Annotated in this window: 22 protein-coding genes and 2 pseudogenes; 5 read left to right on the forward strand and 19 right to left on the reverse strand. The window is 68.6% G+C overall.

Going from position 1 to position 26,297, the window contains the following annotated elements:
- Nucleotides 1-28 precede the first annotated feature (28 nt).
- From PVZ77_RS05320 to PVZ77_RS05340, 5 genes and pseudogenes are all read right to left on the reverse strand, one after another.
- Nucleotides 29-1,624, reverse strand: a pseudogene (locus PVZ77_RS05320) (MFS transporter).
- A gap of 12 nt (nucleotides 1,625-1,636) precedes the next feature.
- The gene (locus PVZ77_RS05325) at nucleotides 1,637-3,478 is read right to left on the reverse strand and encodes an amidohydrolase (protein ID WP_273810280.1); all 1,842 of its coding nucleotides are present in this window, start codon (nucleotides 3,476-3,478) and stop codon (nucleotides 1,637-1,639) included.
- A 52-nt stretch (nucleotides 3,479-3,530) separates the two neighbouring features.
- Nucleotides 3,531-4,349 carry an alpha/beta fold hydrolase gene (locus PVZ77_RS05330; protein ID WP_273810281.1) on the reverse strand — a complete coding sequence of 273 codons (819 nt, stop codon included), beginning with the start codon at nucleotides 4,347-4,349 and terminating at the stop codon, nucleotides 3,531-3,533.
- Nucleotides 4,346-4,975, reverse strand: a complete 630-nt coding sequence (locus PVZ77_RS05335) for an antibiotic biosynthesis monooxygenase (protein ID WP_273810282.1) — start codon at nucleotides 4,973-4,975, stop codon at nucleotides 4,346-4,348. The genes PVZ77_RS05330 and PVZ77_RS05335 overlap by 4 nt, the downstream gene beginning before the upstream one ends.
- The gene (locus tag PVZ77_RS05340; protein ID WP_273810284.1) at nucleotides 4,972-5,397 is read right to left on the reverse strand and encodes a DoxX family protein; all 426 of its coding nucleotides are present in this window, start codon (nucleotides 5,395-5,397) and stop codon (nucleotides 4,972-4,974) included. Before PVZ77_RS05340 ends, PVZ77_RS05335 begins: the two co-directional genes overlap by 4 nt.
- A gap of 296 nt (nucleotides 5,398-5,693) precedes the next feature.
- Between PVZ77_RS05340 and PVZ77_RS05345 the strand changes: the two genes are divergently transcribed.
- Nucleotides 5,694-6,101: a DoxX family protein gene (locus PVZ77_RS05345; protein ID WP_273810285.1), complete on the forward strand. Its 408-nt coding sequence runs from the start codon at nucleotides 5,694-5,696 to the stop codon at nucleotides 6,099-6,101.
- A 36-nt stretch (nucleotides 6,102-6,137) separates the two neighbouring features.
- On the opposite strand, the gene PVZ77_RS05350 is transcribed toward PVZ77_RS05345, so the two are convergent.
- A complete protein-coding gene (locus tag PVZ77_RS05350) occupies nucleotides 6,138-7,058 on the reverse strand; it encodes a LysR family transcriptional regulator (RefSeq protein ID WP_273810287.1) in 921 nt (306 codons plus the stop codon).
- A 97-nt stretch (nucleotides 7,059-7,155) separates the two neighbouring features.
- Here PVZ77_RS05350 and PVZ77_RS05355 point away from each other — a divergent pair, with 97 nt between their 5' ends.
- The 4 genes from PVZ77_RS05355 to PVZ77_RS05370 all read left to right on the forward strand — a co-directional run bounded on the left by PVZ77_RS05355 (nucleotide 7,156) and on the right by PVZ77_RS05370 (nucleotide 10,482).
- Nucleotides 7,156-8,382 (forward strand): MFS transporter, encoded by a 1,227-nt coding sequence (locus tag PVZ77_RS05355; protein ID WP_273810289.1) that lies wholly within the window; start codon nucleotides 7,156-7,158, stop codon nucleotides 8,380-8,382.
- Nucleotides 8,383-8,541: 159 nt separating this feature from the next.
- Nucleotides 8,542-9,264, forward strand: coding sequence for a pirin family protein (locus tag PVZ77_RS05360; RefSeq protein WP_273810291.1), 723 nt, complete (start codon nucleotides 8,542-8,544; stop codon nucleotides 9,262-9,264).
- A gap of 74 nt (nucleotides 9,265-9,338) precedes the next feature.
- A complete protein-coding gene (locus tag PVZ77_RS05365) occupies nucleotides 9,339-9,926 on the forward strand; it encodes a DedA family protein (RefSeq protein WP_273810293.1) in 588 nt (195 codons plus the stop codon).
- 115 nt (nucleotides 9,927-10,041) lie between these two features.
- Nucleotides 10,042-10,482, forward strand: coding sequence for an AraC family transcriptional regulator (locus PVZ77_RS05370; protein WP_310041531.1), 441 nt, complete (start codon nucleotides 10,042-10,044; stop codon nucleotides 10,480-10,482).
- A 621-nt stretch (nucleotides 10,483-11,103) separates the two neighbouring features.
- Here PVZ77_RS05370 and PVZ77_RS25915 read toward each other — a convergent pair.
- The 13 genes and pseudogenes from PVZ77_RS25915 to PVZ77_RS05435 form a co-directional block, all read right to left on the reverse strand.
- Nucleotides 11,104-11,820: pseudogene (locus PVZ77_RS25915) on the reverse strand (winged helix-turn-helix domain-containing protein); the annotation flags it as partial.
- Nucleotides 11,821-11,978: 158 nt separating this feature from the next.
- Nucleotides 11,979-12,932: a GlxA family transcriptional regulator gene (locus PVZ77_RS05380; RefSeq protein ID WP_273810295.1), complete on the reverse strand. Its 954-nt coding sequence runs from the start codon at nucleotides 12,930-12,932 to the stop codon at nucleotides 11,979-11,981.
- Nucleotides 12,933-13,149: 217 nt separating this feature from the next.
- Nucleotides 13,150-14,268: a metallophosphoesterase gene (locus tag PVZ77_RS05385; RefSeq protein ID WP_273810296.1), complete on the reverse strand. Its 1,119-nt coding sequence runs from the start codon at nucleotides 14,266-14,268 to the stop codon at nucleotides 13,150-13,152.
- Nucleotides 14,269-14,366: 98 nt separating this feature from the next.
- Nucleotides 14,367-15,659, reverse strand: a complete 1,293-nt coding sequence (locus PVZ77_RS05390; RefSeq protein ID WP_273810297.1) for an NTP/NDP exchange transporter — start codon at nucleotides 15,657-15,659, stop codon at nucleotides 14,367-14,369.
- On the reverse strand, nucleotides 15,660-16,577 hold the full coding sequence (locus PVZ77_RS05395) for an aldo/keto reductase (RefSeq protein WP_273810299.1): 918 nt from the start codon (nucleotides 16,575-16,577) through the stop codon (nucleotides 15,660-15,662).
- 299 nt (nucleotides 16,578-16,876) lie between these two features.
- Nucleotides 16,877-17,935 carry a UV DNA damage repair endonuclease UvsE gene (gene uvsE, locus PVZ77_RS05400; RefSeq protein ID WP_273810300.1) on the reverse strand — a complete coding sequence of 353 codons (1,059 nt, stop codon included), beginning with the start codon at nucleotides 17,933-17,935 and terminating at the stop codon, nucleotides 16,877-16,879.
- A 278-nt stretch (nucleotides 17,936-18,213) separates the two neighbouring features.
- On the reverse strand, nucleotides 18,214-19,482 hold the full coding sequence (locus PVZ77_RS05405) for a DUF445 domain-containing protein (RefSeq protein WP_273810301.1): 1,269 nt from the start codon (nucleotides 19,480-19,482) through the stop codon (nucleotides 18,214-18,216).
- Nucleotides 19,483-19,531: 49 nt separating this feature from the next.
- Nucleotides 19,532-20,641: a Gfo/Idh/MocA family protein gene (locus PVZ77_RS05410; RefSeq protein WP_273810302.1), complete on the reverse strand. Its 1,110-nt coding sequence runs from the start codon at nucleotides 20,639-20,641 to the stop codon at nucleotides 19,532-19,534.
- 130 nt (nucleotides 20,642-20,771) lie between these two features.
- The gene (locus tag PVZ77_RS05415) at nucleotides 20,772-21,797 is read right to left on the reverse strand and encodes an ABC transporter permease (protein WP_133861581.1); all 1,026 of its coding nucleotides are present in this window, start codon (nucleotides 21,795-21,797) and stop codon (nucleotides 20,772-20,774) included.
- A 60-nt stretch (nucleotides 21,798-21,857) separates the two neighbouring features.
- The gene (locus PVZ77_RS05420; protein WP_273810304.1) at nucleotides 21,858-23,411 is read right to left on the reverse strand and encodes a sugar ABC transporter ATP-binding protein; all 1,554 of its coding nucleotides are present in this window, start codon (nucleotides 23,409-23,411) and stop codon (nucleotides 21,858-21,860) included.
- A gap of 438 nt (nucleotides 23,412-23,849) precedes the next feature.
- Nucleotides 23,850-24,776: a sugar ABC transporter substrate-binding protein gene (locus PVZ77_RS05425; protein ID WP_133861583.1), complete on the reverse strand. Its 927-nt coding sequence runs from the start codon at nucleotides 24,774-24,776 to the stop codon at nucleotides 23,850-23,852.
- A gap of 129 nt (nucleotides 24,777-24,905) precedes the next feature.
- Nucleotides 24,906-25,076: a hypothetical protein gene (locus PVZ77_RS05430; RefSeq protein WP_273810306.1), complete on the reverse strand. Its 171-nt coding sequence runs from the start codon at nucleotides 25,074-25,076 to the stop codon at nucleotides 24,906-24,908.
- A gap of 111 nt (nucleotides 25,077-25,187) precedes the next feature.
- Nucleotides 25,188-26,282, reverse strand: coding sequence for a Gfo/Idh/MocA family protein (locus PVZ77_RS05435; protein WP_273810307.1), 1,095 nt, complete (start codon nucleotides 26,280-26,282; stop codon nucleotides 25,188-25,190).
- Nucleotides 26,283-26,297: the final 15 nt, after the last annotated feature.

The following is a 26,297-nucleotide window of genomic DNA, read 5'->3' on the forward strand; positions in this document are numbered from 1 at the left end:
GTTTGGGGGTTGCGGGTGAAGGGCGGCATCAGGCACCGCCCAGGAGATGGCGAATGGCGACGGGCACGCCGGAGGTCTGGTACTGGCGCGCGGCCGCTTCCAGGCGCTGTTCGCCCTGGGTGACGCGGTGGTGGTGGCGCAGGTGTTCCAGCCAGGATTCGTCGCAGAAGAATTCCTGCCAGAGCCGCGGTTCGGCGCTGTCCTGCAGCAGGGCCCAGGAGAAGGCGCCGTTGCGTCGGCGCATGGCGCCCACCGCCTGCATGGCCTGGCGAAAGGCCGGGCCATGCTCGGGGGCGATGTCGTATTCCAGGGTGACCATCACCGGGCCGCGTTCGCGATCCAGGGAGTCGTCGAGGATGGGCGCCGGCCAGTGCAGCGAAGGGGCGATATCGGCCGCCGGAGTAACCGGCAGACGCAGGCGCCAGGTCAGCCCGATGCCGGCCAGCAGCACCGCGGCCGCCGCGCTCAGCGCCAGGCTCAGGGAGAAGTGACTGGCCAGGGCGCCCCAGAGCAAGCCGCCCAGGGCGCTGGTACCAAAGAACACCAGGATGTAGACGGCCAGGGCGCGGGCGCGCACCCAGCCGGGCACGGCGGTCTGGGCCGCCACCTGCAGGCTGGAGAGCACGGCGATCCAGGCCAGGCCGCTGACCAGCACGACCGGCAGCAGCCAGGCGAAGTCGCGAATTCAGGCCAGGCCGAGCAGGACCCCGGCATAGAGCGCACTGGCACCCGCCACCAGCAGGTCGCTGGACAGCCGTTCGCGCAGGCGTGGCAGGAGCATGGCGCCGCCGATGGCGCCCAGGCCGACGCAACCGAGCAGGATGCCGAAATCTAGGGCGGTGCCCTGCAGGGCCTGACGCACCAGCAGTGGCAACAGGGCCATGCCGGCGCTGGCGCCAAGGAAAAACGCGGCGGTCCGGGCCAGCACCACCTGCAGCTGGAGCGAGCTGCGGGCATAGCGGAGGCCGACCCGGACGGCGCCCAGCAGGCGCTCCGCGGGCAGCACGGCGGCTGCAGGTTGGCGTCGCCAGGTCAGGAGCGCGACGATCACGGCCAGAAAGGAAACGGCGTTAAGGGCGAAGGCCAGCCAGGGACCGGCCAGGCTGACCAGCACCCCGGCCAGCGCCGGGCCGAGGGCACGGGCCACGTTCATGCCCAGACTGGACAGGGCGATGGCCGCGGGCAGCTCGCGCTTGTCGACCAGTTCGGGGGTCAGCGCCGACCAGGCCGGCAGCATCAGCGCCGTGCCCACGCCCATGGCCAGGGTCAGGCCCAGCAGCAGCGGTACGGTCATCCAGCCGGCCAGGGTCAGCCCGGCCAGTGCCAGGGCCACCGCGGCCATCCACAGCTGCACGCCGAGCAGGTAGCGACGGCGGTCGACGATGTCGGCCAGGGCACCGGCCGGCAGTGCCAGCAGGAACATCGGCAGTGCCCCCGCCACCTGGACCAGGGCCACCGCCAGGGGGCTGGCCGACAACGAGGTCATCAGCCAGCCGGCGCCCACCTCGTGCATCCAGGTACCGATGTTGGAGGCGATGCTGGCCAGCCACAGCCAGCGGAAGGTGCGCTGACGCAGGGGCTGCCAGGGCGAGGCGGTGTTGGGAGGCAGGGCGGCGGCGGTCATGGCAAACGCTCCTCAGAAGCTGAAGCAGGAGCAGCCGAAGGCGCCCCAGAAGCCACTGAAGTCGCTGACCGGCACCTTGCTCTGGCGCGCCCGCTCATGGCCGTGGCCATGCACGGAACAGGCACCGGCGCACTGGTGCACGACGGCCTGCAAGGGCGCGCCGGGCTTCCAGTGGCCGGGCACCTTGACCACCGACGACCAGTCCGGGGTGACCGGCAAGGGCGGCGGACCCAGGCGATCGAATTCCTCGGTGCCATGGACGATACGGCCGCCGACCACGGTCAGCACCGACTCCAGGTGCTTGATGGCCTCTTCCTCGACCGTGAAGAAGTCCGCCGAGAGCACCGCCACATCGGCCAGCTGGCCCTCTCGCAACTGGCCCTTCTTGCCCTGCTCCGAGGAGAACCAGGCGCTGCCCTGGGTGAACAGCTGCAGGGCGGTGGCCCGCGGCAGCCCCTCCTGATAGAGCGCCAGGCCGCCCACGGTACGGCCGCTGACCAGCCAGTACAGCGAGGTCCAGGGGTTGTAGCTGGAGACGCGGGTGGCATCGGTCCCCGCCCCTACCGGTACGCCTTCGGCGAGCATGCGCTGGATCGGCGGGGTCTGCTCGGCGGCCTTGGCGCCATAGCGGTCGACGAAGTATTCGCCCTGGAAGGCCATGCGGTCCTGGATGGCGATGCCGCCGCCGAGGGCCCTGACCCGCTCGATGTTGCGCGGGCTGATGGTCTCGGCGTGGTCGAAGAACCAGGGCAGCCCGTTGAAGGGCACGTCGCGATCAACCCGCTCGAAGACGTCGAGCATGCGCGAGATGGATTCGTCATAGGTGGCGTGCAGGCGGAACGGCCAGCGCTGCTCCACCAGGTGGCGCACCACCGGTTCCAGATCGGCCTCCATGGTGGGCGGCAGGTCCGGGCGCGGTTCGAGGAAGTCCTCGAAGTCGGCCGCGGAGAAGGCCAGCATCTCGCCGGCGCCGTTGTGGCGGAGGAAGTCTGTGCCCTGGTGCAGGGTGACGCTGCTGGTCCAGTTCCTGAAGTCGGTCAGCTCTTCCCTGGGCCGCTGGGTGAAGAGGTTGTAGGCGATGCGCACGGTGAGCTGGTCGGCATCGGCCAGTTCCTGGATGACCTGGTAGTCGTCCGGGTAGTTCTGGAAGCCGCCGCCGGCATCGATGGCGCTGGTCAGGCCCAGGCGATTGAGCTCGCGCATGAACTGGCGGGTGGAGTTGACCTGGTATTCCAGCGGCAGCTTGGGCCCCTTGGCCAGGGTGGCGTAGAGGATCATGGCGTTGGGCCGGGCGATGAGCATGCCGGTGGGCTCGCCGCGGGCATCGCGCTGGATCTCGCCACCTAGCGGATTGGGCGTGTCCTTGGTGTAGCCCACGACACGCAGGGCGGCGCGGTTGAGCAGCGCCCGGTCGTAGAGGTGGAGGATGAACACCGGGGTGTCCGGCGCGGCCTGGTTGAGCTCCTCCAGGGTCGGCAGCCGGCGCTCGGCGAACTGGAATTCGTTCCAGCCGCCCACCACCCGCACCCACTGGGGCGCCGGGGTGCGCTCGGCCTGGTCCTTGAGCATGCGCAGGGCATCGGCCAGCGAGGGCACGCCCTCCCAGCGCAGTTCCAGGTTGTAGTTGAGGCCGCCGCGGATCAGGTGCAGGTGGGAGTCGTTGAGGCCCGGGATGGCGCGGCGACCGCGCAGGTCGACCACCTGGGTGCCCGGGCCGCGATGCGCCATGACGTCGCTGTCGCTGCCCACGGCAAGAAAGACGCCGTCCTTGATGGCGACCGCGGTCGCCTCGGGGCGCTCGGGATCGACGGTGTGGAGCTTGCCGTTGTGCAGAATCAGATCGGCGTGTTGCATGTGGCCTCCGGGACCAGGATCAGAAGTCCGGGCGCAGGGCGCCCGGGAAGGCTCAGCGGGCGACGAAGGCCAGCAGGTCGCGGTTCAGCTGCTCGGCGTGAGTCACCGCGAAGCCGTGGGGGGCGCCGGCGTACACCTTGAGCTCGGCGCCACGGATCAGCTCGGCGGCCAGCTTGCCGGTGGTCGCGAAGGGCACCACCTGGTCGGCGTCGCCGTGGATCACCAGGGTCGGCACGTCGATCCTGGCCATGTCCGGACGGAAGTCGGTTTCCGCGAAGGCGGTGACGCAGTCGACCGTGCCCTTGAGCGAGGCCAGCAGGGCGATGTTGAGGGTCTGGGTGAAGACGCCCGCGGAGACCTGCTGGCCCTGGTTGGTGCCATAGAACACCGGGGCGAAGTCGGCGAGGAACTGGGCACGGTCCTTCAGCAGACCGCCGCGGATACCGTCGAAGACGCCCGGGTCGACGCCCTGGGGGAAGTCCGGCAGCTGTCCGAACAGCGGGGTGACGGCGCCAAGCAGCGCCAGCTTGGCGACCCGCGCCGAGCCGTGGCGCGCCAGGTAGCGGCTGACATCGCCACCACCCATGGAGAAGCCCACCAGGGTGACGTCGCGCAGATCCAGGTGCTCGATCAGCTCCTTGATGTCGTCGGCGAAGGTGTCGTAGTCGTAGCCGTTCCACGGCTGGCCGGAGCGCCCGAAACCGCGGCGGTCGAAGGCGATGGCGCGATAGCCGTGGCTGGCCAGATGGTGCATCTGGTAGTCCCACATGTCGGCGTCCAGCGGCCAGCCGTGGCTGAACAGCACGGGCTTGCCGCTGCCCCAGTCCTTGAAATAGATCTCGACGCCGTCGCGGGTGGTGAAGGTGCTCATGGTTGCTCGCCTCGTTGGGTGGAAGAAGTGGAAAAGGCGCCCGAGCGGGCGTTGAGCCAGGGCGCGCACAGGCGGCTCACCCTCGGCATGATCAGGAACACCACCAGCGGCACGATGCACAGGGTGATCAGCAGGTTGCTCGGCACAGTGCCGGCCAGCAGCGGATAACGCGCGAACAGCGGCTGCCACAGCGGCGGGATCAGCATGGTCAGGGGCGCGATGACCAGGTAGGTCAGCACCGCCTGCTTCCAGGCCGGCGGCTGGCGCACGCCGGGGCGTGGCGGGTTGAACCAGAATTCGGCGTCGGCATGCACCTCGGGGGCATCGGCCTCGCGCAGCAGCGGCGCCACCTCGGCGATCAGCGCCTGGCGCTCGGGCGAGGCCAGCCAGGCCTGCAGTCGCTCGACGTCGGCGAAGCGCACCAGGGTGGTAAAGGCGGCGCCCTGCTCGGCCGGCGGGATGACGTCCACGCCCAGATGGCCGCAGGCTTCACGGGCAGCAGTGACCGCGCGCTCCAGCCAGCGCTGGTAGGCCTGGTGCTGGCCGGCCAGGGGCTGGTGGCGGATCACCAGGGTGACGATGCGGCTGTGTGGCTGCTGCAGGTCCTGCCCAGGCGCGGCACTCATGACAGCGCCCTCGCGAAACCGCCCTGGGTGGCATGACGCCTGGCCAGCCGCGCCTCCAGCGAATAGCGACCCGGCCCGGTGAGCGCCAGGGTGCCGAACAGCACCAGCAGCAGCCAGCCGAACTGGCCCTCTTCCAGGGACCACTGCGGATGCACCACCAGCAGCGCGATCAGCAGCACGCCGAGGATCGGCAGGCAGGCCAGGCGCGTCGCCCAGCCCAGGGCGATCAGCAGCGGGCAGACGACCTCGGCGAAGACCGCGAAACCCAGCGTCGGCCAGGCGCCCAGGTGCAGCGGGTCCTCGATCAGGCCGAGCTGCTGGCGGAAATGCAGCGCCTTGGGCAGGCCATGCACCGCCAGGAGCAGTCCGGCGCCGCCCAGGCGCAGGAACAAGAGTCCCAGATCCAGTCGCACGCGTTCCATGGCCCAGCCTCCTGCTAAAGAGCCGGCTGCGAGAAAGGCCTCGCGCCGTCGATGGGGCGGACTTTCACCCGGACGACGACGGGCGGCCTTGGACGTCTGTGCTGGTTTTTGGACGCCTGTGCTGTGGCGTGCAGGTGAAAGGATTCAGGTCACAGTGCAGACCGGCACCTGGGAGATAGTCAACTCTCGAGAGACTATTAAACGCGACAAGGCTACTTAATCGAATCCAGGGTGGACAGTAATCTGGCCCCATCGCATCCATACCGGATGCCGGACCTCACGAAGGACAGTCAACGATGAACACCCAAGCCCTCACCGCCACCACCGGCCGCCTGCTGCTCGCCAGCCTCTTCCTGTTCAGCGGCGTGGGCAAACTGCTCGCCCCGGCGGCCACCAAGGGCTACATCGCCGCCATGGGCCTGCCGTTCCCGGACCTTGCCTACCTCGGCGCCCTGGCGGTGGAGCTGGGACTCGCCAGCCTGCTGCTGATCGGCTATCGCACCCGGCCGGTAGCGCTGGCCATGGCCGCCTTCACCCTGGTCACCGCCCTGGTGTTCCACCACCACTTCGCCGACCAGAACCAGCTGATCCACTTCCTCAAGAACGTCGCCATCGCCGGGGGGCTGCTGCAGGTGGCGGCCTTTGGTGCCGGGGCCCTGAGCCTGGATGGCCGGCGCCCGGTGCAGGCGGCCCGACTCGCCTGATCACCCTCGCTCGTTGCGCCCGCCTGATCCTTGAGTTCAGGCGGGCGCCGTCACATCCAGCATCCTGGCGCAGGCCTCGCGCACCAGTTCGAGAAACAGGCGCAGCCGCGCCGGGTAGACGCGGGCGTAGGGATAGATGAGATAGATCGGCAGGGGCGCGGCCTGCCATTCGGGGAGCAGATGCACCAGGCGACCCGCGGCGACGTCCTCGCGCACCATCCAGTGCGACAGCGCCGCGCAGCCCAGGCCGCGCACCGCGGCATGACGGGCGACAAAGAGGCTCTCGGTGGCCAGCCGTGGCCGCAAGGGGACCCGCCGGCTTTCGCCCGTGGCGCCCAGCTGCAGGTGCAGTTCGGTCTGGTAGAACTGGGTCATGGCGATCCAGGGCAGCGCCGTCAGCTCCTCGGGTGCCTGCAGGGTGCCTGCCAGCTCCGGCGCCGCCACCAGGATGCGCTGGACGTCGCCCAGGCGCACCGCCACGGTGTCCGGATCTTCCACCACGCCCACCCGGATGGCGCAGTCGACGCCATCGGCGACGAAATTCGGCGCCCGGTCGCTGAGCACCCAGTCCACCTGCATCCGCGGATAGCGCCGCAGATAGGTCTCCAGCGGATCGAGCAACTGCTCCTGGCCGAAGGCATGGGGCATCACCACCCGCAGTCGTCCCTCGGGCTCGGCGTGGGCGCCGTGCAGGGCGGCGGCGAAGGCCTGCCAGTCGCCGAGCAGCTGCTGGGCCTGGCGATAGCAGCGCTGGCCATCCTCGGTCAGGCGTAGGGCGTGGGTCGAGCGCTGCACCAGGCGCACCTGCAGCGCGGCCTCCAGCGCCTGCAGGCGCCGACTGACGGTGGGCTGCGTGGTCCCGAGCTGGCGTGCAGCCGCCGACAGGCTGCCGGCCTCGACGATGCGCACGAAGGTTTCCAGCAGGTCGAGACGGTCATGGGCAAAGGTGGTGTTCATACGGCCTACGTATACCCCCTGTACCCGGCGTTCGGCTACAGCCAGCGACCGCCGTGGCGAAGAATGCGCTCATCGTCTTCCCACCCGGAGAATCGCCATGACCAACATTCCACTCCCGCATAGCCAGACCTCACCGCGCAGCGCCAGCCTGTCCCCCGCCCTGCTCGGCCTGCTGGCCACCGGCGCCGGCCTGAGCGTGGCCAACCTCTATTACAGCCAGCCGCTGCTCGGCCTTCTCGCGGGCGCCCTGCCAGCACCTGCCGCCGACGTGGGACTGATCCCTACCCTCACCCAGCTCGGCTATGCCCTGGGGCTGCTGCTGCTGGCGCCCCTGGGTGATCGCTTCGACCGCCGCCGCATCATCCTGGCCAAGCTGGCCGTGCTGCTGCTGGCGCTGCTGGGCGCCAGCCTGGCACCAGGGCTGCACGGGCTGCTGCTGGCCAGCCTGGTGACCGGGCTGGCCGCCACCGTGGCCCAGGACCTGGTACCGGCCGCCGCGACCCTGGCGCCGCCGGTCGAGCGTGGGCGCATCGTCGGCACGGTGATGACCGGCCTGCTGCTGGGCATCCTGCTGTCCCGGGTGGTGAGCGGCCTGATCGGCGAGTGGCTTGGCTGGCGGGCGGTCTATCTGTTCGCCGCCCTGAGCATCGCCGCCATCGGCGTGGCGGTGTGGCGCGGCCTGCCCGCCTTCGCCGCCACCACCCGACTCAGTTATCCGGCGCTGCTCGGCTCCCTGGGCGCGCTCTGGCGCCGGCATGCCGCGCTGCGCCGGGCGACCCTGGCGCAAGGGCTGCTGTCGGTGGGCTTCAGTGCCTTCTGGTCGACCCTCGCCCTCTATCTGCACGCCGGGCCCTTCCAGCTGGGCAGCGCCGCCGCCGGCGCCTTCGGCCTGGCCGGTGCCGCCGGTGCCCTGGCCGCGCCCTGGGCCGGCCGCCTGGCGGATCGCCATGGCTCGGAATGGGTGACACGCCTGGGCATCGGCCTGGCAGCCCTGGCCTTCGCCAGCCTGCTGCTGCTGCCCTGGCTGCCGGGCATGGCCGGTCTGGCGCTGCTGGCGCTGGCGACGGTGGTCTTCGACCTCGGCGTCCAGGCCACCCTGATCGCCCACCAGGCCCAGGTCTACGGCCTGGAACCCGAGGCGCGCAGCCGGCTCAACGCGGTGCTCTTCACCGGTATGTTCATCGGCATGGCCAGCGGCGCGGCCCTGGGCAGTCTGCTGCTGGCCCGGCTGGGCTGGAGCGGCGTCGCCGGCCTGGCGCTGGCGACCGCCCTGCTGGCGCTGACCGTCAGGCTCTGGCCGGCCCGTCCGCGCCAGGTTCAATGAGCGCGGAGCAGCAGCTGACGCCGGCCAGCCAGGGGTATCGTCAACCAGAACAGGACGACCATTCTCCTGCCAGCTCGTTAATCAAACCCGGGCGCCACAGTAGGATGACTTCCATGGCGTCGGAACAGACCGCGCCCCACTCAGACAAGGAGCCTCATCATGCTGGCCATTCGTAAAGCTTCCGATCGCGGCGCCGCCAACCACGGCTGGCTTAAGTCCTTCCACACCTTTTCCTTCGCCAGCTATCGCAATCCGGCGGAACAGGGCTTTTCCGACCTGTTGGTGATCAATGACGACACCGTGACCGGAGGCCAGGGCTTCGGCGAGCATCCGCACCGCGACATGGAAATCTTCTCCTATGTGCTCGAAGGTGCCCTGGAGCACCAGGACAGCCTGGGCACCGGCTCGGTGATCCGTCCCGGTGACGTCCAGCTGATGAGCGCCGGCAGCGGCGTCAGCCACAGCGAGTACAACCACTCGGAGCGCGAGAGTGTGCACTTCCTGCAGATCTGGATCGTGCCCAACGTGCGCCGCGCCGAACCGCGCTACCAGCAGCAGCACTTCAGCGCCGAGGCCAAGCGTGGCCGCCTGGCCCTGATTATCTCGCCGGACGGCGCCGAAGGTTCGCTGGAAGTGCGCCAGGATGCCCGGGTCTACGCCGGCCTGTTCGACGGTAGCGAAAGCGCCAGCCTGCAACTGGCCCCCGAGCGCCATGCCTATGTGCACGTCGCCCGTGGCAGCCTGGAACTGAACGGGGTCCTGCTGCAGGCCGGTGACGGCGCAAGGCTGCGCGGCGAGCGCGAGCTGCAGCTGGCCCACGGCACCGACGCCGAGGTGCTGGTGTTCGATCTGCGGCCCAACGAACTGCCGCAAATGCCCTGAGCCTGCCTGCGCCCGCGTAGCAGGCGCCAAGCCCGGAGGCCGCTCCCACGGCCTCCCCTTGCCGAGAACGCGCCATGAGCACCCAAGCCCTGACCTCCCTGGTGGCCGGTAACGCCACCCTCTGGCTGACGCTGAATGTCTTTGGCGAACAGCTGGGCCTGCCGGTACCGGCCTATCCGTCGCTGGTGGTGATGGGCGCGGCGGCCGATGAAGCCGAATTGCTCCTGGCGCTGCTGGCTACCGTCGCGGTCACCGGCCTGGCCGATCTGCTCTGGTACTGGGCCGGCCGGCGACATGGCGCCTGGCTGCTGCGCCACCTGCCGGGCCATGTCCCGGCGGCCACCCGCCTTCCCGGCCTGCTGCTGGTGGCCAAGTTCGTCCCCGGCGCTGCCGCCCTCGCCACCCTCAGCGCCGGTGCCAGCGCCATGCCCCTGCGGCGCTTCCTGGCCTACGACCTGGGTGGCGCCACCCTGTGGATCGGCTCCGGCCTGGCCCTGGGCCGGCTGTTCGAGGCGCACATCCTGGCCCTGCTCGACAGACTCCAGGCCTATGGCCCGGCGCCCCTGCTGATCGCCGGACTGCTCGGCCTCGCCCTGCTGGGCTGGCACCTGCTGGCCCGGCGACACCCTCGGCCAGCGCCGTCGCGACAGTATTGCGCCTAGCGCGTTGCCGCCTTAACGGTAATTAACGATAGGCAACTCGCACGTCAGACAACTGCAGGGAATCATTCTCATCCAGGCGGTCGCGCGACGCGGCTGGTTTGATAGGGAGAGCGCCATGTCCATGACCGTCGATAGCACCCTGGCTCTATCCAGTACCCGACTGGCCGGTTTGGCCGCCTGGCAGGAACGGCTGGCCAAGGAAGTCCTGCTGCAGCATCTGGAGCGCGGTATCAGCGTCAGCCAGGTCGCTTCCGTCTGCGGCCTGTCGCGTAGTCACTTCACCCGCCAGTTCAAGCTCAGTGCCGGGCTCGCCCCACTGGAATGGTTGCGGCAGCAGCGCATCCACCGCGCCCAGCAGTTACTCGCCGAGCGCGAGTTACCCCTGGCGGCGATCGCCCTGGAATGCGGCTTCTTCGATCAGGCGCATCTGAGCCGGGTATTTACCCGCGCCATCGGGATCCCGCCGCTGGCCTGGCAGCAGCAGGCCCTGGAGCGGCGGTTGCTGGCGGAACTGCCGCAGATGCAGCCGCAGCATGGCCAGCAGGCGGTAGCCTAGCGTCGCCCCGCCGCCTTCCACCAGGATCAGCGACTTCTCCACCAGTTGCCCCAGCAGGGGGATGAAGTGCGCCTCCTCCAGCCCGCGCTGCGCCGCCAGCGCCAGGGCCTCGCTGCGACTGAAGCGCTCGCCGGCCTCGGCCAGGGTCGCCAGCACCGCGAATTCCGACTCGCTCAGGCTGTGCAGACTCCAGTCCAGCATGGCGCCGAGACTGCGTTGCCGCTGCGCCGCGGTCCGCCGGCCCTGAACACTGAGGTAGTAGCCGCCTTCGAGTTGCGCCAGCACTCCGTTCAGGCCCTGGGCCGCCACCTGCTCGGCGAGGATCTCCAGCGCCAGGGGCACGCCCTCGCTGCGCCGACAGATCTCGCCGACCAGTTGCACGTCGGCCGGCTGCAGTTGCAGCCCTGGCAGCCGCGCCCGGGCGCGCCGGACGAACAACCGGAAGGCCGGCTCGCGCATGGCATCGCGCAGGTGCCGCGAGGGTGGACTCGCGATCGGCAACGGAGCCAGGCGCAACACGGCCTCTCCCTCCACCCGCAGGGCCTCGCGACTGGTGACCAGCACCCTGAGCTGCGGACAGCCTTGCAGCAGATTTTCCACCAGCCAGGCCGCGGGTTCGACCAGCCGCTCGGCGTTGTCCAGCACCAGCAGCAGGCGTCGCGTGGCCAGGGCTTCCTGCAGCGCCGGCAGACCGCTGCCGCTGGCGAGGCCCAGGTCGCTGGCGAGGCGCTCCACCAGCGCCATCATGTGGCCCAGTGCGGCGAGATCGAGACTCTGTATCCCGTCGGCAAAGTCTTCCGCCAGCGCGGGCAGCAGATGCTGGACCAGCAGCGACTTGCCGACACCGCCGGTGCCCACCACCGACACCAGGCGGCGCTGGGCAAGCAACCGGCGCAGTTCGACCAGGCTGGTCTCGCGACCTTCCAGGGGCGTCAGCGGCGGTGACGTCTCGACCAGGGGTACGAGGTCGCCTTCGCCCAGCCGCTCCACCGGCGGCGCGAAGCCGTAGCCGCGCTGGCGGACGCTGAGGATGGGATCGTCGGCGCTGTAGGGGCGCAGCACCCGGCGCAGGGCCGAGATGTGCACCCGCAGATTGATGTCCTCGACGACGCTGCCGGGCCAGACCCGCGTCATCAGGGTCTGCTTGTCGACCAGCTCGCCAGGGTGTTCCAGCAGCACCCGCAGGATGTCCAGCGCCCGCCCGCGCAGGGGCAGCACGCGCTCGCCATCCAGCAACAGGCGCCGTCGCGCATCCAGGACCAGGCCGCAGAAGCGGAAGGCACTGGCATCTTCCAGGGACTTGAGCTCTTGCATGACCATGCCGCGCCACGCCGCCATGGATCGCCGGGGGTACTCCGTCCCGGCGCCCTCGGGCGTCTGCGCCTCTCCTTAGCCGATAGGTAGGACCATTCTGGCCGCTGCCCAGGCCAGTTGTATGACGATCTACGGCCAGAAGCTGCCATCGATGGACGTGATACCGCCATCAGCCGCCGATTTCAGCTGAATTGATAGCGGTACTGCGCCGGGGTCAGGCCCAGATGGCTCTGGAAGGCAGCGCGCATGCAGCGGTCGCTGGCGAAGCCGCTGCGAAAGGCCACCGTCTTCAGCGGCAGCTCGGAGGTCTCCAGCAATCCACGGGCGTGATCGATGCGCGCCCGCAGGACGAACTCCAGCGGCGTCATGCCGGTGTCGCGCTTGAACACCCGGGCGAAGTTGCGGGTGCCCATGGTCGCCAGCTCGGCGAGCCGGCTGATCGAATAGGCCTGGTCGATGTTCGCCACGATGTGCTGCTGCACCCGGGTGATGGCGGTGGCCGCCTCGGGCTCGTCGAACAGCGGACTGAACTGGGCCTGCTTGCCCTGCCGCTGGGTCACCACCACCAGCACCTTGGCCACCTCCCGGGCGATGGCCTTGCCATGATCCTCGGCCACCAGCGCCAGCGCCAGGTCGATGCCGGCGGTGACCCCGGCCGAGCTCAGCAGCGGGCCATCGCTCAGGTAGATGTCGTCGGCGGTCACCTGGGCACGGGGAAAGCGCCGCGCCAGGCGCTCGCGATAATTCCAGTGGGTGGTCACCCGCCGGCCATCGAGCAGGCCGGCACTGCCGAGCAGAAAGGTCCCGGTGCAGACCGCCCCGTAGCGCGCGCACTGCGCGGGCACCTGCCGCAGCCAGGCCGCGACGTCCGGATGGGGCTCCAGATAGGCGCCCGGTCCGCCGGGCACCAGCAGCAGGTCATAGGCCGCGGGCGGCTGCTGGATGGTGAGTTCCGTGCGTATCGTCATGCCATTGGAACAACGCAGGGTCCGCCGCCGCCCGGCGGCGATGGTCACGATGCGATAGTGGTCGGTCGCTGGCAGATAGCGATTGGCGATGGAAAACACCTCCACCGGCCCGGCGAAATCCAGCATCAGCACCTCGGGGACCAGCAGGAAAGCCACTGTCCTCGTCATGGCGATACATCCTTATCCGTGTAGCAGTTTGTCCTTGAACGCTGGGGCGTCCGGGGGAAGGTAGGGACGAGGATAAGGATCTGTCCCCTGAGGACAAGCAGTGGCAAAGGGCCATCCATCCGGCTTTTACCTTGCACGATCAGGGCTCGAAGAGCCCAGGGGCTCTGGGTCGGGATTCCTGGCGTGCCGGATGCGGGTACCGCCGCTTTGCCCGCCGCTACCCTTTTCGCAACCTGATCAGGGTGATCTCGCTCGGCGCGCCGAATCTCAGCGGCGGGCCCCAGTAGCCGGTGCCGCGGCTGATGTAGACGGTCAACCGATCCAGGCGGTGGATGCCGGCGACCCAGGGTTGCTGCAGGCGCACGAAGTGCATCCAGGGCCAGAACTGGCCACCGTGGGTGTGACCGGAGAGCTGCAGGTCGGCGCCGGCGGCTGCAGCCTTGGGCGCCGAGCGCGGCTGGTGGGCCAGCAGCAGGCGGAACAGCCCTTGCGGGGCGTTGGCGAAGGCGGCCGCGGCGTCGCTGCGGTGGCTGGGCACATAGAGCGGCGCCGAGTAGTCGGTGATGCCGGCCAGCACGAAGGGCGTGCCCTGATGCTGCAGCACCCGATGCTCGTCGAGCAGCACGGTCAGGCCCTGCTCGCGCCAGGTGCGTACCCAGGCTTCGGCGCCGGAATAGTATTCGTGATTGCCGGTGATGGCGTAGGTGCCCAGGCGCGCCTTGAGTTGTTGCAGCGGTAGGAATTCTTGGCGCAGTTCGGCCACGCTGCCATCCACCAGGTCGCCGGTGATGGCCACCAGGTCGGCGTCCAGACCGTTGACCCGCTCGACGATGCGCTGCAGATAGCCGGCCTTGATGGTCGGTCCGATGTGCAGGTCGCTGAGCTGGACGATGCGCAGCCCGTCCAGGCTAGCGGGCAGTGCCGGTAAGGCCAGTTCCACTTCCTTGACCTTGGCGGTGCGGCGGGCGTTGTAGACGCTGCGCAGCGCCACCAGCAGCACCAGCCCCAGCACCACCCAGGCGCTGCCGGCGCGCCAGGCGACGTCCAGTGGGTGGCCGGCCAGGCTGGCGAGCGCCACCACCAGCCCGCGCAGCAGACTGAACACCGCCAGGCTGGAAAACACGCCCATGGCGATCAGCGCCGCCCAGGCCAGCAGGCGCGAGTTCATGTCCCGCGAGCGAAAGCCCAGGGGCACCAGCACGCAGGACAGGATCAGCAGGGCCCAGAAAGGCAGCTGGGCGACAGGCGACAGCCCGAGGTCACCGATGACGCCGAGGCCGATGAACAGGTGCAGGGCGAACAGGACCAGGTACATCATGGCGCGGGAGCGGAACATGGAGGGCCTTGAGGCAGGAAGAAGGCCTTACCTTAGCACCCTGCAGGGCGCCTCTCGGAGCCCCGGGTTGTTTCCGGCTACAACGATTCAGCCGGTATTCAGCGCTGCTCCGCCTCGCCGGCCTGGGCCGCCTGGTCCGCCCGGCGGCCCAGGTAGAAGCCGAGCCAGGCCCAGAGCGCCGCGCAACCGGCGCCCACCAGCGCCGGCAGCCAGGCGCCATGGCCGAGCAGGTCCAGCAGACTCTTGGCCCAGCCGCTGGCGGCGTCACCGGCGCGATAGACCACGGTGTCGATGAAGTTCTTGGCCTTGTACTGGGTCTCGGCGTCCAGCGGCGCGAAGAGCATCTCGCGGCCCGGGCGGATGAAGGCGTATTCGCCGATCCGTCTGACGATCATCAGCCCCGCCAGCATGGCGAAGGTGGGCAGCAGCGCCAGCCCCAGGAAGCCGATGCACATCAGCAGCGGTACCCCGGCCAAGAGCACCCGCACGCCGAGGCGCTGGGCCAGGCGACCGGTGATCAGCACCTGGCTGACCAGGGCACCGGCCTGGACCACGAAGTCCAGCAGGCCGAACACCTGCACCTGGCGGGCGCGATCGGGAAACAGCTCGGCCACCAGCCGCGCCTGTTCGAAGTAGAGAAAGGTGCTGACCGTGGCCAGCAGGATGACGAAGGCGCTCACCGCCAGCAAATAGGGTGACGCCAGCACCCGGGTCAGGCCGCTGAAGGGATTGCCGGCCACCGGGCGCCGCGGGCTTTCGGTCGGCGGCGCCCCTGGACGCCCGGCGCCCCGGGTCTCGCGCCAGTCCATCAGATAGGCCTTGAGCGTGAGCGCCAGAAGCAGCAGCACGGCGGCCAGCAGTGCCAGGCCCGCCTCGCCGACCAGGGGCGCCAGGGCGGCGGCCAGTACCGGCCCGAGCAGCCCGCCGACACTGGCCCCGGCGGCGATGAAGGCGAACAGCCGCCGCGCCTGGGCGCCGTCGAAGACATCGGCCATCAGACTCCAGGCTACCGAGACCACGAAGAGGTTGTAGACCGAGATCCAGACATAGAAGGTACGCGCCAGCCAGACGCTGTCGCCCAGGCTGGCGAAGCAGGCGGCGAAAGCCAGCAGGTTGAGGGCGAAGCAGCCGTACACCCAGTCGACGAAACGGATCCGCGCCACCCGCGAGTTGAGCCAGGCGAACAGCGGCACGGCGATCAGCATCACCAGAAAGGTGGCGGTGAACAGCCACTGCAGATTCTTCACCCCACCGGCGATGCCCATGGCCTCGCGGATCGGTCGCAGCATGAAGTAGCCGGCGAACAGGCAGAGAAACAGCGCAAAGCCGGCCAGGGCCGCGGACGACTCGCCGGCGCGAGCGTCGAGGACGCGACCGAGCCAATCCTTCATCTAGGCGAACAGCCCGGCGATGGCCTCACGCTGGCGCGCATCCGGCAGACGACCGCGACCGGCCTGCAGGTTATCGATCATGTAGCGTGGATTGCTGGTGGCCGGGATCACCGCGGTCACGGCCGAGTCGGCGAGGATGAACTTGAGCAGCAGTTGCGCCCAGCTGGTCGCGCCCAGTTCGGCGGCCAGGGGTGGCAGCGGCTTGCCACGGGTACCGGAGAGCAGATTGCCGCGCTGGAAGGGGCGATTGATCAGCACGGCGATGCCCTGGTCGCGGCAATAGGGCAGCAGGCGTTTTTCGGCTTCGCGCTCGCCTACCGAATAGTTGAATTGCACGAAGTCGACCTTTTCCTGCTTCAGCGTGGCCAGCAGATCGTCCAGCGCCGCTTCGCGATAGTGGGTAACGCCGACATAGCGCACCTTGCCGGCCTGCTGCTGTTCGCGCAGCAGGGCCAGCTGGTTGGCGGTGTCCTGCAGGTTGTGCACCTGGACCAGGTCCAGGCGTTCGGTCTGCAGGGCCTTGAAGCTGGCGGCCAGTTGCGCCGCGCCGCGTTCGCGCCCGGTGGACGACACCTTGGTGGCGAGAAAGACCCGCTCGCGAGCCTGGGCCCGCTTCACCAGCTCGCCGGCCACCCGTTCGGAATTGCCATAGCTGGGCGCGGTGTCGATGAGGGTGCCGCCGCCGTCGAGCAACGCCTTGAGCACTTCCTGCAGCGGCGCCAGGGCGGCGTCGTTCAGCTCGACATCGAGATTGCCCGAGGTGCCCAGGCCGATGACGGGCAGGGCTTCGCCGCTGCGCGGGATCTTGCGGGTCAGCAACGGCTCGGCGGCCTGGGCACTCTGCCACAGCCAGGGCGCGGCGGTGACCGCGGCGGCCAGGGCGGTGGTGGTCTGCAGGAAATGGCGACGGGTCGGCATGGCGGGCCTCGCGACGAGCGGATTCGGAAGGATGACCCTTGAGTTAAGCGGTTCTTCCAGCCGATCGCCCACCGGGCTCATTGCGGCATGTTGCGGCGCTCTCGTAGGTCGGGCTGAGCGCAGCGAAGCCCAACAGCGCCCAAGGCTGGACCTCCCCGTTGGGCTTCGACGATGGAGCCGTCTCAACCCAACCTACGTGACGAGACCGTAGGTTGGCGCTGAGCGCAGCGAAGCCCAGCAGCGCCCAAGGTTGGACGTCCCGCTGTTGGGCTTCGACGATGAAGCTGTCTCAACCCAACCTACGATTGCAAAATGCCGTGATCCGCTGGCGGCAGAGTGCCGTCGCCACCCAGGTAGCGGTCGTAGAAATCCCGCACCGTGACGTTCTTGTGCTTGGCCTCGAACATGATGTCGAAGCGGTCGAGGAACTGGCAGGCGTAGCGGTTGCACCAGTCGTTCCACATCATGTCGCTGTGGGCATAGAGCAGCCGCTTGCTGATCTGCTGCAGCAGGAAGGTGATGTCGATCCGTTTGCTGGGCGAGACGCCCATTTCCATCAGGGCTTCCGGCGGCTGGGAGTAGTGCATGGCCGGTCGCACGCCGCGCCAGCTGTCGATGATCCTCGCCACCCGTGGCTCCCAGGGATCGATGTAGGCCTCTTCGTGGATCCAGCAGTGGTGGATGTCCAGCACCACCGGGGCGAGATCGGCCAATTGCAAGCAGTCGTCGACGCCGTAGGTCTTTTCATCGTTCTCGAAGGTGATGCAGTTGCGCGCCTCACTCGAAAGACGTGGCCAGATCGCGCGAATGCCGGGCACGCCCAGGCGGCCGGCGATGTGCACATTGCACTTGAAGTCCTGAAATTTCTGGCCGTAGCCCATCAGGCGGATCATGTCGGCGTGGTATTCGAACTCCTTCAGGCTGTTCTCCACCACCTCGGGGCGATCCGAGCCGAGCACGCAGAATTGCCCGGGATGCAGCGACAGCCGCACATCGCGGCGGCGGGCCAGTTCGCCCAGCCGGCCGAAGCGATCCTCCAGCAGCGCCTGCAGCTCCTGGGAACGATAGAAGTAGGCGAATTCGGCGTGACTGTAGAACGGCAGCAGATCACTGCTCAGGCGCAGCATGCGCAGATTGTCCGGCAGGTCGGCGACGTGCTCGACGAATCTCAGCTGGGCATCCAGGTTGTGGGTGACCACGTCCAGCAACTTGGCCTCGGCGGTGGCGCGCTCGACGCTGCCCAGCCAGCGCAGGGTGGTGGTGCGGGTGTTGAAGGCCCGCTCGACCTGCTCCAGCGCCTTGAGCGACAGACTGCGCTCGGGGTGACGGTACATGCAGGCAAAGCCGATTCGATACATGGGACGCTCGGGTCAGGGACTATGGGCTTTAGTCCGCGCGGCGCCGCCTGGGTGCGGATGGGGTGATGGGTGGAGGGGAGCTTGGCGTCTGGCGTCCGGGTCTGCCCTCACCCCGGCCCTCTCCCAGGGGGAGAGGGGGTGGTCCGGCATGGGCCTACACCCTCAGCGCAGTAGGCAGCCAGTGGAAACGCTTTGCGGTTTTCCACGCTACGGGAGGTCAGGTGTAGGGTGGAAAACGGCGCAGCCTTTTCCACGCGTACTCCAGCTGGCCTCCCGCCCTACCCCGGCCCCAACCAGACCGTCAGCGCATGCAGCACCAGCCCCACCAGGCCGCCCACCAGGGTGCCGTTGATGCGGATGAACTGCAGGTCTTTGCCGACGCTCTGCTCCAGTTGCTGGACCAGCTCGTCGGTGTCCCAGGCGGCCACGCGGGCGGCGATGTAGTCGCCGATGCGCTGGCGGTTGCGGTCGATGAAGGGCGGTGCCACGGCCATCAGCTGCTCGTTGATCCAGCGGCGCATGGCTTCGTCGCGACTCAGGGTGTCGCCCAGCTCGGCCAGCAGCCGGCCCAGGCGCCGGCGGATGCGCGAATCCGGGGCGGCGAGATCGGCCTGCAGCCAGTTCACCAACTCGTCCCACAGCTCCTGCAGATAACCCGCCAGCGCCGGGTGCTCCAGCAGCCGGTCGCGCAGTTGTTCGCCGCGCAGGCGAAAGGCCGGGTCCTCCTTGAGGCGCTCGATGAAGCCGACCAGATAGCCATCGAAGTGCCGGCGCAACTCGTGCTCGCGGTCATGGCTGATCTCGCCAATGAGGCGCGACACCGCCTGCACCACCTTGATCGCCGACCAACGACCGACCCGCTCGTCCAGGCCCAGATACTTCAGGGTACGCAGCTCGCCGCCGATGGTGCGGGCGATCAGCGCCTGGGTGTCTTCGTCCTGCAGCAGGCGATCGATCTCCTGCAGCACCTCGTCGAGCACCGCCTGATGGCGACCGTCGGCGGTCAGCATGTCGAGCAGTTCGCCAGACAGCGCCGCCACGTCCAGGCGCTGCAGCCGCTCCACCGCTACCCGGCGGATGAAGGCCTGCACCCGCACTTCGCGCAGGGCTTCCAGGGAATAGCGGGCGACGCCGGTGGCCTGGCTGGCCACCGCGGCGGCGTTGTCCGGCTGGCGCAACCAGCCGGCCAGGCGCCCGGCGGCGTCCAGTTCCTCCAGCTTGGCCAGCACCTGGGGCGTGGCAAGGAAGTGCAGGCAGATGAAGTCCGACAGCTTGCGCCCGACTCCGGCCTTGTTGCGCGGGATGATCGCGGTGTGGGGAATCGGCAGGCCCAGCGGATGGCGGAACAGCGCGGTCACCGCGAACCAGTCGGCGATGGCCCCGACCATGGCCGCCTCGGCGAAGGCGGCGGCGTAGCCCCAGGCCGGATGGCTGGCCTCGAGGGCGGTGGCCAGGCAGTAGAGCGCCGCCGCCAGGAACAGCAGCAGCAGCGCGATGAGCTTCATGCGCCGGACCGGGGTGAGGCCGTCGCCGGAGAGTGTGGTCATGGAAGAGGGACAGTCCTCGCGCGGGATGATCCCAGCATCCTACCCCAGACTAGAGTCTGACCCAGCGCTCCTCCTGGGCCGATTGCCGCGCGGCCTGGGCCAGGCGCTCCACTTCCCAGGCCTCCTGGAAGTCGACGCCGGTATGCCCGGGGTTGCCGCCCAGGGCCTCCAGCAGCGAGCGGACCTCCAGGGTCTTGAGTTCGTTGTAGCCGAGCTGGTGGCCGGGCGCCGGGCAGAAGGCGGCGTAGTCCGGCAGGTGCGGACCGGCCAGCAGGGTACGGAAACCGGCCAGGCCCGGACGGTCGCCGACCTGGTAGAGGCGCAGTTCGTTGAGGCGCTCCTGGTCGAAGCTGAGGGTGCCGCGGGTGCCGCAGACCTCGAAGGCCAGGCGATTCTTGCGCCCGTGCTTGAGCCAGCTGGTGGTCAGGGTGCCGCGAGCGCCACTGGCGAAGCGCAGCAGCAGATGGGCCTGGTCGTCGATCTCCACCGCCCGGGTGCCACCCTGATGGGGCCGCTGGCCATGGGCGGTATGCAGATCGGCGCAGAGCGCCGCCACCGGGCCGAGCAGGAAGCGCGCCAGCGACAGGATATGGCTGCCCAGATCGGCCAGGGCGCCGCCGGCCTGGCGGGTCTCGCAGCGCCAGGTGAAGGGCCCAAGGGGATCGCCCATGAAGTCTTCGCTGAATTCGCCGCTGAAGCTGACGATCTCGCCCAGTTCGCCGCCCTGGATCAGGTCGCGCGCCTGCTTGAGCATGGGATTCTGCAGGTAGTTGTAGCCGACCCGGTTGACCACACCGGCCTGGCGCGCGGCGTCGCGCATCTGCGTCGCCTCCTCCAGGCTCACCGCCAGGGGCTTTTCGCAGTAGACCGCCTTGCCGGCCGCCAGGGCGGCCAGGGCCATGGGCGCGTGCAGCAGATTGGGGGTGGTGATGGCCACCAGCTCGACCTGGGGATCGGCGATCAGGCGCTCCCAGTCGCAGCTGCGGGTGAAGCCCCAGGCGTCGGCGCAGCGGGCGGCGCGCTCCGGATCGGCATCGGCCAGGGCCACCAGCCGCGGGCGGACCGGGAGCGCGAAGCTGCTCGCCGCGTGATGGAAGGCCTGGGCATGGGCATGACCCATGAAGCCGGTACCGATCAGACCGATGCCGATGTCGCGCATGTCGTTCTCCGTCAGGGGTATGGAAAGACCCGGCAGGCCAAGCCAGTACCCGGCCGGGTAAAAGAGTGGGTGGGTGCTGGCTCGACCCTCACCTTTGGCCCTCTCCCAGGGAGAGGGGAAGGCGCAAGCCCTAGCGCTTGGCCTTGCGCTTGTTGCGGTACTGGTCGATGACCACGGCGACCACGATGATCAGGCCCTTGATGATGTCCTGGACGTAGGCGTCCACCCCGAGGAAGGTGAAGCCGCTGGCCATGGTGCCGAGGATCAGGGCACCGATCACGGTGCCGGTGATGCGCCCTACCCCGCCCGCCAGGCTGGTGCCGCCGATCACCGCCGCGGCGATGGCGTCCAGTTCGTAGGACATGCCCATGCCCGCCTGACCGGTGGCAGCGCGGGCCGAGGCCACGACGCCGGCCAGGCCCGCCAGCAGGCCGGCGATGCTGTAGACGATGATCAGGTGCTTCTTGACGTTGATGCCGGAGATCCGCGCGGCCTGCATGTTGCCGCCGATGGCATAGGTGTACTTGCCGTACTTGGTGTAGCGCAGGGCGATGTGGAAGATCACCGCCACCACCAGGAAGATGATCACCGGCATGGCCCCGGCGCCGATGGCGGTGTAGTTGTCGGACAGCATGCTGATCGGCTGACCTTCGGTGTAGTAGCGCGCCAGGCCGCGGGCCGAGACCATCATGCCGAGGGTGGCGATGAAGGGCGGGATGCCGGTGACGGCGATGATGCTGCCGTTGATGGCGCCGGCCAGCAGCCCCACCCCGAGGCCGGCCATGACCGGCACCCAGACCGGCAGGTCGGTCAGCGAGGGAAACACCGCGCGGCCGAAGTCCGAGCCCTGGGCCAGACTCGCCGCCACCATGGCTGACAGCGCCAGCACCGAGCCGGAAGAGAGGTCGATGCCGGTGGTGATGATCACCTGGGTCACGGCGATGGCCAGCAGGCCGATGATCGAGACCTGCAGGATCATCAGCACCAGGCGCTGGGAATTCATCAGGAAGCTCTGGTCGCGCAGGACCCAGCCGAAGGCCTCGAAGGCCAGGCCGATGCCCAGCAGTACCAGCAGGATGCCCAGTTCGGTGGGGATGCGGCGCCGCGGGCGCGCGCTGGGTAGCTCGGCGGTTTTCTTGTCCAGGAGGGCACTCATCTTGTTCTACCTCTTGTATGCCGGGAGCGATGGGTACGGGCCCACCGCGCGAAAGATGCGCTAGTGCAGTACGGGATTGCCCGAGGCCAGGTGCATGACCCGCTCCTGGGTGGCTTCGCCGCGATCGAGAAAGCCGGTGACGGTGCCTTCGTGCATCACCATCACCCGGTCGCTCATGCCCAGGACCTCGGGCAGTTCGGAAGAAATCATGATCACCGCCAGGCCCTCGGCGGCCAGCTTGGCGATCAGCCGGTAGATCTCGGCCTTGGCGCCGACGTCGATGCCGCGGGTGGGCTCGTCGAGGATGAGGATGCGCGGCCGGGTCATCAGCCAGCGGGCGATCAGCGCCTTCTGCTGGTTGCCGCCGGAGAGATTGGCGATGCACTGGTCCAGCGAGGGGGTCTTCACCCGCAGTTGCTGGCGCATCTCCTCGCAGAGCTGGTCGAGGCGCTGCTGCTGCACGAAGCCGCCGCTGGCGAAACCATTCAGCACCGCCACCTCCATGTTTTCCCCCACCGACAGGCAGGAAAAGATGCCGGTGTCCTTGCGGTCTTCGGTGAGCAGCGCCAGGCCCTTCTGGATCGCCAGATGAGGATCGCTCATCCGTACCGGCCGGCCGTCGATGCGGATCTCGCCCGCCGTGGCCGGGGTCACGCCGAACAGCGTCTCGGCGACATTGGTGCGCCCCGAGCCCATCAGTCCGGCGATGCCCAGCACCTCGCCGGCGCGCAGGTCGAAGGAGACGCCGGAGAACACCCCGTCCAGGCCCAGGTCGCGCACCGACAGCAGCACCTCGTCGCGCGGCGCGGTGCGCTCCGGGAACAGCTGGGTCAGTTCACGCCCCACCATCATGGCGATCAGGCCGTCGCCGTTCATGCTGTCGGCGCGCTGCAGGCCGATGTATTGGCCGTCGCGGAACACCGCGACCTCGTCGGCGATCTGGAATACCTCGTCCATCTTGTGGGTGATGTAGACGATGCCCTTACCCTGGGCCTTGAGGTCGGCGATGATGGAAAACAGATGCGCCACCTCGGTCTCGGTGATGGCCGAGGTGGGTTCGTCCATGATCAGCACATCGCTGTCGTAGGACACCGCCTTGGCGATCTCCACCATCTGCCGCCCGGCGATGGACAGGCTGCCCACGCTGTCTTCCGGGTCCAGGGCGATGCGCAGTCGGTCCAGCAGCGCCTGGGTCTGGCGACGCATCTTGCCGTGGTCCACCAGGTGCAGGGCATTGAGCGGTTCGCGGCCCAGCCAGATGTTCTCGGCGATGGTCATGAAGGGCATCAGGTTGAGTTCCTGGTGGATCATGGCGATCCCCGACTGCAACGCCTGCAGCGGCGTCTCGAAGCGCACCGGCACCCCGCGCAGCCGCACTTCCCCGGCATCGGGCTGGTAGATGCCGGCGATGATCTTCATCAGCGTCGACTTGCCCGCGCCGTTCTCGCCCATCAGCGCCAGCACGGTGCCGGGACGCACCCGCAGCTGCACGTGGGACAGCGCCTTGACGCCGGGAAACTCCTTGGTGACGTCGACGATCTCCAGCAGGTATTCGCTGGGGGCGGCAGTGGCCGCAGGGGCAGGAGCAGCGGCAGGGGTGGCGGAACTGAGCATGATCACGATCTCCTCGCGGGCGCCGCCCAGGCGGCGCGGGCCGCTGGTCAGTGAGGGGTGCTGGGCGAAGGGCTGGCCGTGACGGCGCTCGCCAGGTGCAGGCAGGTGCCCGGCGGACAGGAGATCGGAGACCCATGCAGGGACAGGGAGCGGGATGGCATGACGGCACCTTTTATTCTTGTTGAAGGGCGCGCTCGCCGGAGCGAGGCACCGCTGTACGTCTTGGCTTGACCTCGACTCTATTGGAAAATAAATTCCAGTCAATATTTTTTTGGAATTTTTTAGTGATAACGATCACCGGTTTCCAGCCCGCCCAGCACCGGTGAAAGGCCCCGGATAGACAAAACGGGCAGTCCGTTGCCGGACTGCCCGTTTGGTCTGTGAAGCCGTTCTGGCGCGGCGTCCGCCTGCCTCACGGGCAGGCGCAGGCGCCTCGGGTCATTTGGTCATGGCCTGGAATTCGGCGACGTTCTCCGGGGTGATCAGGCGGAAGGGAATCAGCACGTTCTGCTCGCCCGGGGTCTTGTTGATCATCTTCAGCGCCGCATCGAGGGCGCCTTCCGCCTGGCCCTTGGCGTCCTGGAACACCGAGACCGTCACCAGGCCACGCTTGATCGCGGCCAGGCCGTCGGGCGTACCGTCGACGCCGGTGACCAGCACGTCCTTCTTGCCGGCCTGGCGCAGGGCCATGGCCGCGCCGATGGCCATCTCGTCGTTGTTGGCGAAGATGGCGTTGAGCTCCTTGCCGGCCAGCAACCAGTTGCTGGTCAGGTCCATGGACTTGTCGCGCTGCCAGGCCGCGGTCTGCTCCTCGACGATCTTGATGCCCGGATACTTGGCCAGGACTTCCTTCACCCCGGCGGTGCGGTTGTGGGTGGAGTTGTTGGCCAGATCACCCAGCAGGATGGCCACCTGGCCCTTGCCGCCGAGCTTGTCCGCCACGTACTGCGCCTGCAGGCGGCCGGCTTCCTTGTCGTCGGAGGTCACCGCCACCACGCCCGCCGGCAGGGTGGGTTCGTCGGGTCGGCGGTTGATGTAGACGATGGGCACGCCGGCCTTGGTGGCGGCCTCGGTCAGGGTCCGGGTCGCGGCGGTGTCCACCGGATTGACGATGACCGCATCGACCTTCTGGCTGATGAAGCTCTGCACCTGGGTGAGCTGCTTGACCACGTCGTTGCGGGCGTCCTCGAATTGCAGCTGCACACCGTCGGTCTTGGCTTTCTTGGTCATGTATTCGCGCACATAGGTGAGGTAGTTGTCGTCGAACGACGACATGGTCACCCCGACCTTGAGGTCCGCCAGGGCCGCACTGCTGCCCAGCAGCAGCGACAGCGCCAGGGTGGCAAAGCGAGTTTTTTTCTGCATGGTTCAGGCTCCATTCGTGGGGTGACGATCAGCAAGGGGATCAGACGGGCGCAACGGTCAGGCGCACCTCGGGGGCCGCGCGGTCGTGAACCGGGCGGAGCCTGGGCGAACGCCGGAAAGACGCGGGAATCAGTGCGGGCGGTAGAACACCGCGGCGCCGGGCGAGGCGCAGAGCACGGCGCCGCTGCGCTCGTGGCAGAACAGCCGGCCGAGCAAGGCGAGCAGTCGGGAGGGACGCTGCACCTTGAGGCGGTGCACGGTGGCGATGGCGAGACGGAAGGAATGCGTGGAGTGGTTCATGTGACGGCACCTATTATTGTTGTCGGGGCGCACGGCCCTGGTGACTCGTTTCTGCAACTGCTCTCGACTCTATTGGAAATTTAATTCCACAACAAGAGCGAAATAGAAATTTCATTCGACACGTGAGACGGACGTCCGCACCCTCCCCTGGGCGCCTGCCCGAGTCGCTCCCGGCACCCTTGCAGAGTCCTCTAGCACCAGGCTTTCCCCCGTACGGGCACTCGCGCGCGCCGCCGCCAGGATCGCCTGGCAAGCCAGCGTCTCCCGCGCGGCGACCGGCCAGGGCGCGCCCTGGGTCAGGGTCGCCAGCCAGCCTTCGTAGAACAGATCCCAACGACCCCGTTCACTCGGCACCCGCGAGCGCTCCTCGCCCACGCTCAGCCAGCCCCAGCGCTGATGGTCCTCGGCGCCCCAGCCGCCCTTCTCGCTGCGCGGGGTTCGCCCCTGGCGCAGGGCCGCGGCCTGGCCATCCAGGCCATCGACGGTATAGACGCCCCGCTCGCCGACCACCCGCAGCCGCTGCGGACAGCTCTGCAGAGCGCTGCCCGAGAGGTGCGAGACCACCCCCGAGCGATGGCGCAGGGACAGAAAGAATTCCCGCTCCCGTGCGGGATCGCCACGGGGGAATTGCGCCTCGGCATAGACCCGTTCGACCGGCCCGAACAGCAGCAGCGCCTGGTCCACCAGCTGGCTGCCCAGTTCGAGGAGCAGGCCACCCTCGGTGCCTATACCCGCCGCGGCCAGATCAGTCAGTTGCAGACGCGATTCGAAGAGGCGTACCTGTCCCAGGCGCCTTTCACGCAGCAGCCGAGCCAGGGTGAGCAGATCCGAATCCCAGCGGCGCGGCTGATGGACGCAGAGCGGCACACCCCGCCGCTCGGCCAGCGTCACCAGGTCCTGGGCCTCTGCTAGGGTCCTGGCCAGGGGCGCCGCGCAGACCACCGGCAGGCCCTGTTGCACTGCCTCCCGCACCTGCGCCGGACGTTCGCGGAGGGGCGTGGCGATCACCAGGCTGTCCACTCCGGCGGCGATCAGGCTCGCCAGATCGGTATGGCAGGCGACACCCGGATGGTCCCTGGCCAACTCGGCGCGCTGCGTCGACGAGGCGGTCACCACCCCCACCAGCTGGGCGCCCGGGGTGCTGGCGATCAGCGGCGCGTGCAGCAGGCGCCCGATACCGTCGTAGCCGACCAGTCCGATTCTCAAGATCCGCCTCTCGTT

It is taken from the genome of Pseudomonas sp. SHLD1 (assembly GCF_028640935.1).
Taxonomy (GTDB): domain Bacteria; phylum Pseudomonadota; class Gammaproteobacteria; order Pseudomonadales; family Pseudomonadaceae; genus Chryseomonas; species Chryseomonas aestiva.

Bases quoted from the DNA above. Each gene is read 5' to 3' on its own strand.
- PVZ77_RS05325 (WP_273810280.1), bottom strand. From the start codon at position 3,478: ATGCAACACGCCGATCTGATTCTGCACAACGGCAAGCTCCACACCGTC.
- PVZ77_RS05330 (WP_273810281.1), bottom strand. From the start codon at position 4,349: ATGAGCACCTTCACCACCCGCGACGGCGTCGAGATCTATTTCAAGGAC.
- PVZ77_RS05335 (WP_273810282.1), bottom strand. From the start codon at position 4,975: ATGAGTGCCGCGCCTGGGCAGGACCTGCAGCAGCCACACAGCCGCATC.
- PVZ77_RS05340 (WP_273810284.1), bottom strand. From the start codon at position 5,397: ATGGAACGCGTGCGACTGGATCTGGGACTCTTGTTCCTGCGCCTGGGC.
- PVZ77_RS05345 (WP_273810285.1), top strand. From the start codon at position 5,694: ATGAACACCCAAGCCCTCACCGCCACCACCGGCCGCCTGCTGCTCGCC.
- PVZ77_RS05350 (WP_273810287.1), bottom strand. From the start codon at position 7,058: ATGAACACCACCTTTGCCCATGACCGTCTCGACCTGCTGGAAACCTTC.
- PVZ77_RS05355 (WP_273810289.1), top strand. From the start codon at position 7,156: ATGACCAACATTCCACTCCCGCATAGCCAGACCTCACCGCGCAGCGCC.
- PVZ77_RS05360 (WP_273810291.1), top strand. From the start codon at position 8,542: ATGCTGGCCATTCGTAAAGCTTCCGATCGCGGCGCCGCCAACCACGGC.
- PVZ77_RS05365 (WP_273810293.1), top strand. From the start codon at position 9,339: ATGAGCACCCAAGCCCTGACCTCCCTGGTGGCCGGTAACGCCACCCTC.
- PVZ77_RS05370 (WP_310041531.1), top strand. From the start codon at position 10,042: ATGTCCATGACCGTCGATAGCACCCTGGCTCTATCCAGTACCCGACTG.
- PVZ77_RS05380 (WP_273810295.1), bottom strand. From the start codon at position 12,932: ATGACGAGGACAGTGGCTTTCCTGCTGGTCCCCGAGGTGCTGATGCTG.
- PVZ77_RS05385 (WP_273810296.1), bottom strand. From the start codon at position 14,268: ATGTTCCGCTCCCGCGCCATGATGTACCTGGTCCTGTTCGCCCTGCAC.
- PVZ77_RS05390 (WP_273810297.1), bottom strand. From the start codon at position 15,659: ATGAAGGATTGGCTCGGTCGCGTCCTCGACGCTCGCGCCGGCGAGTCG.
- PVZ77_RS05395 (WP_273810299.1), bottom strand. From the start codon at position 16,577: ATGCCGACCCGTCGCCATTTCCTGCAGACCACCACCGCCCTGGCCGCC.
- uvsE (WP_273810300.1), bottom strand. From the start codon at position 17,935: ATGTATCGAATCGGCTTTGCCTGCATGTACCGTCACCCCGAGCGCAGT.
- PVZ77_RS05405 (WP_273810301.1), bottom strand. From the start codon at position 19,482: ATGACCACACTCTCCGGCGACGGCCTCACCCCGGTCCGGCGCATGAAG.
- PVZ77_RS05410 (WP_273810302.1), bottom strand. From the start codon at position 20,641: ATGCGCGACATCGGCATCGGTCTGATCGGTACCGGCTTCATGGGTCAT.
- PVZ77_RS05415 (WP_133861581.1), bottom strand. From the start codon at position 21,797: ATGAGTGCCCTCCTGGACAAGAAAACCGCCGAGCTACCCAGCGCGCGC.
- PVZ77_RS05420 (WP_273810304.1), bottom strand. From the start codon at position 23,411: ATGCTCAGTTCCGCCACCCCTGCCGCTGCTCCTGCCCCTGCGGCCACT.
- PVZ77_RS05425 (WP_133861583.1), bottom strand. From the start codon at position 24,776: ATGCAGAAAAAAACTCGCTTTGCCACCCTGGCGCTGTCGCTGCTGCTG.
- PVZ77_RS05430 (WP_273810306.1), bottom strand. From the start codon at position 25,076: ATGAACCACTCCACGCATTCCTTCCGTCTCGCCATCGCCACCGTGCAC.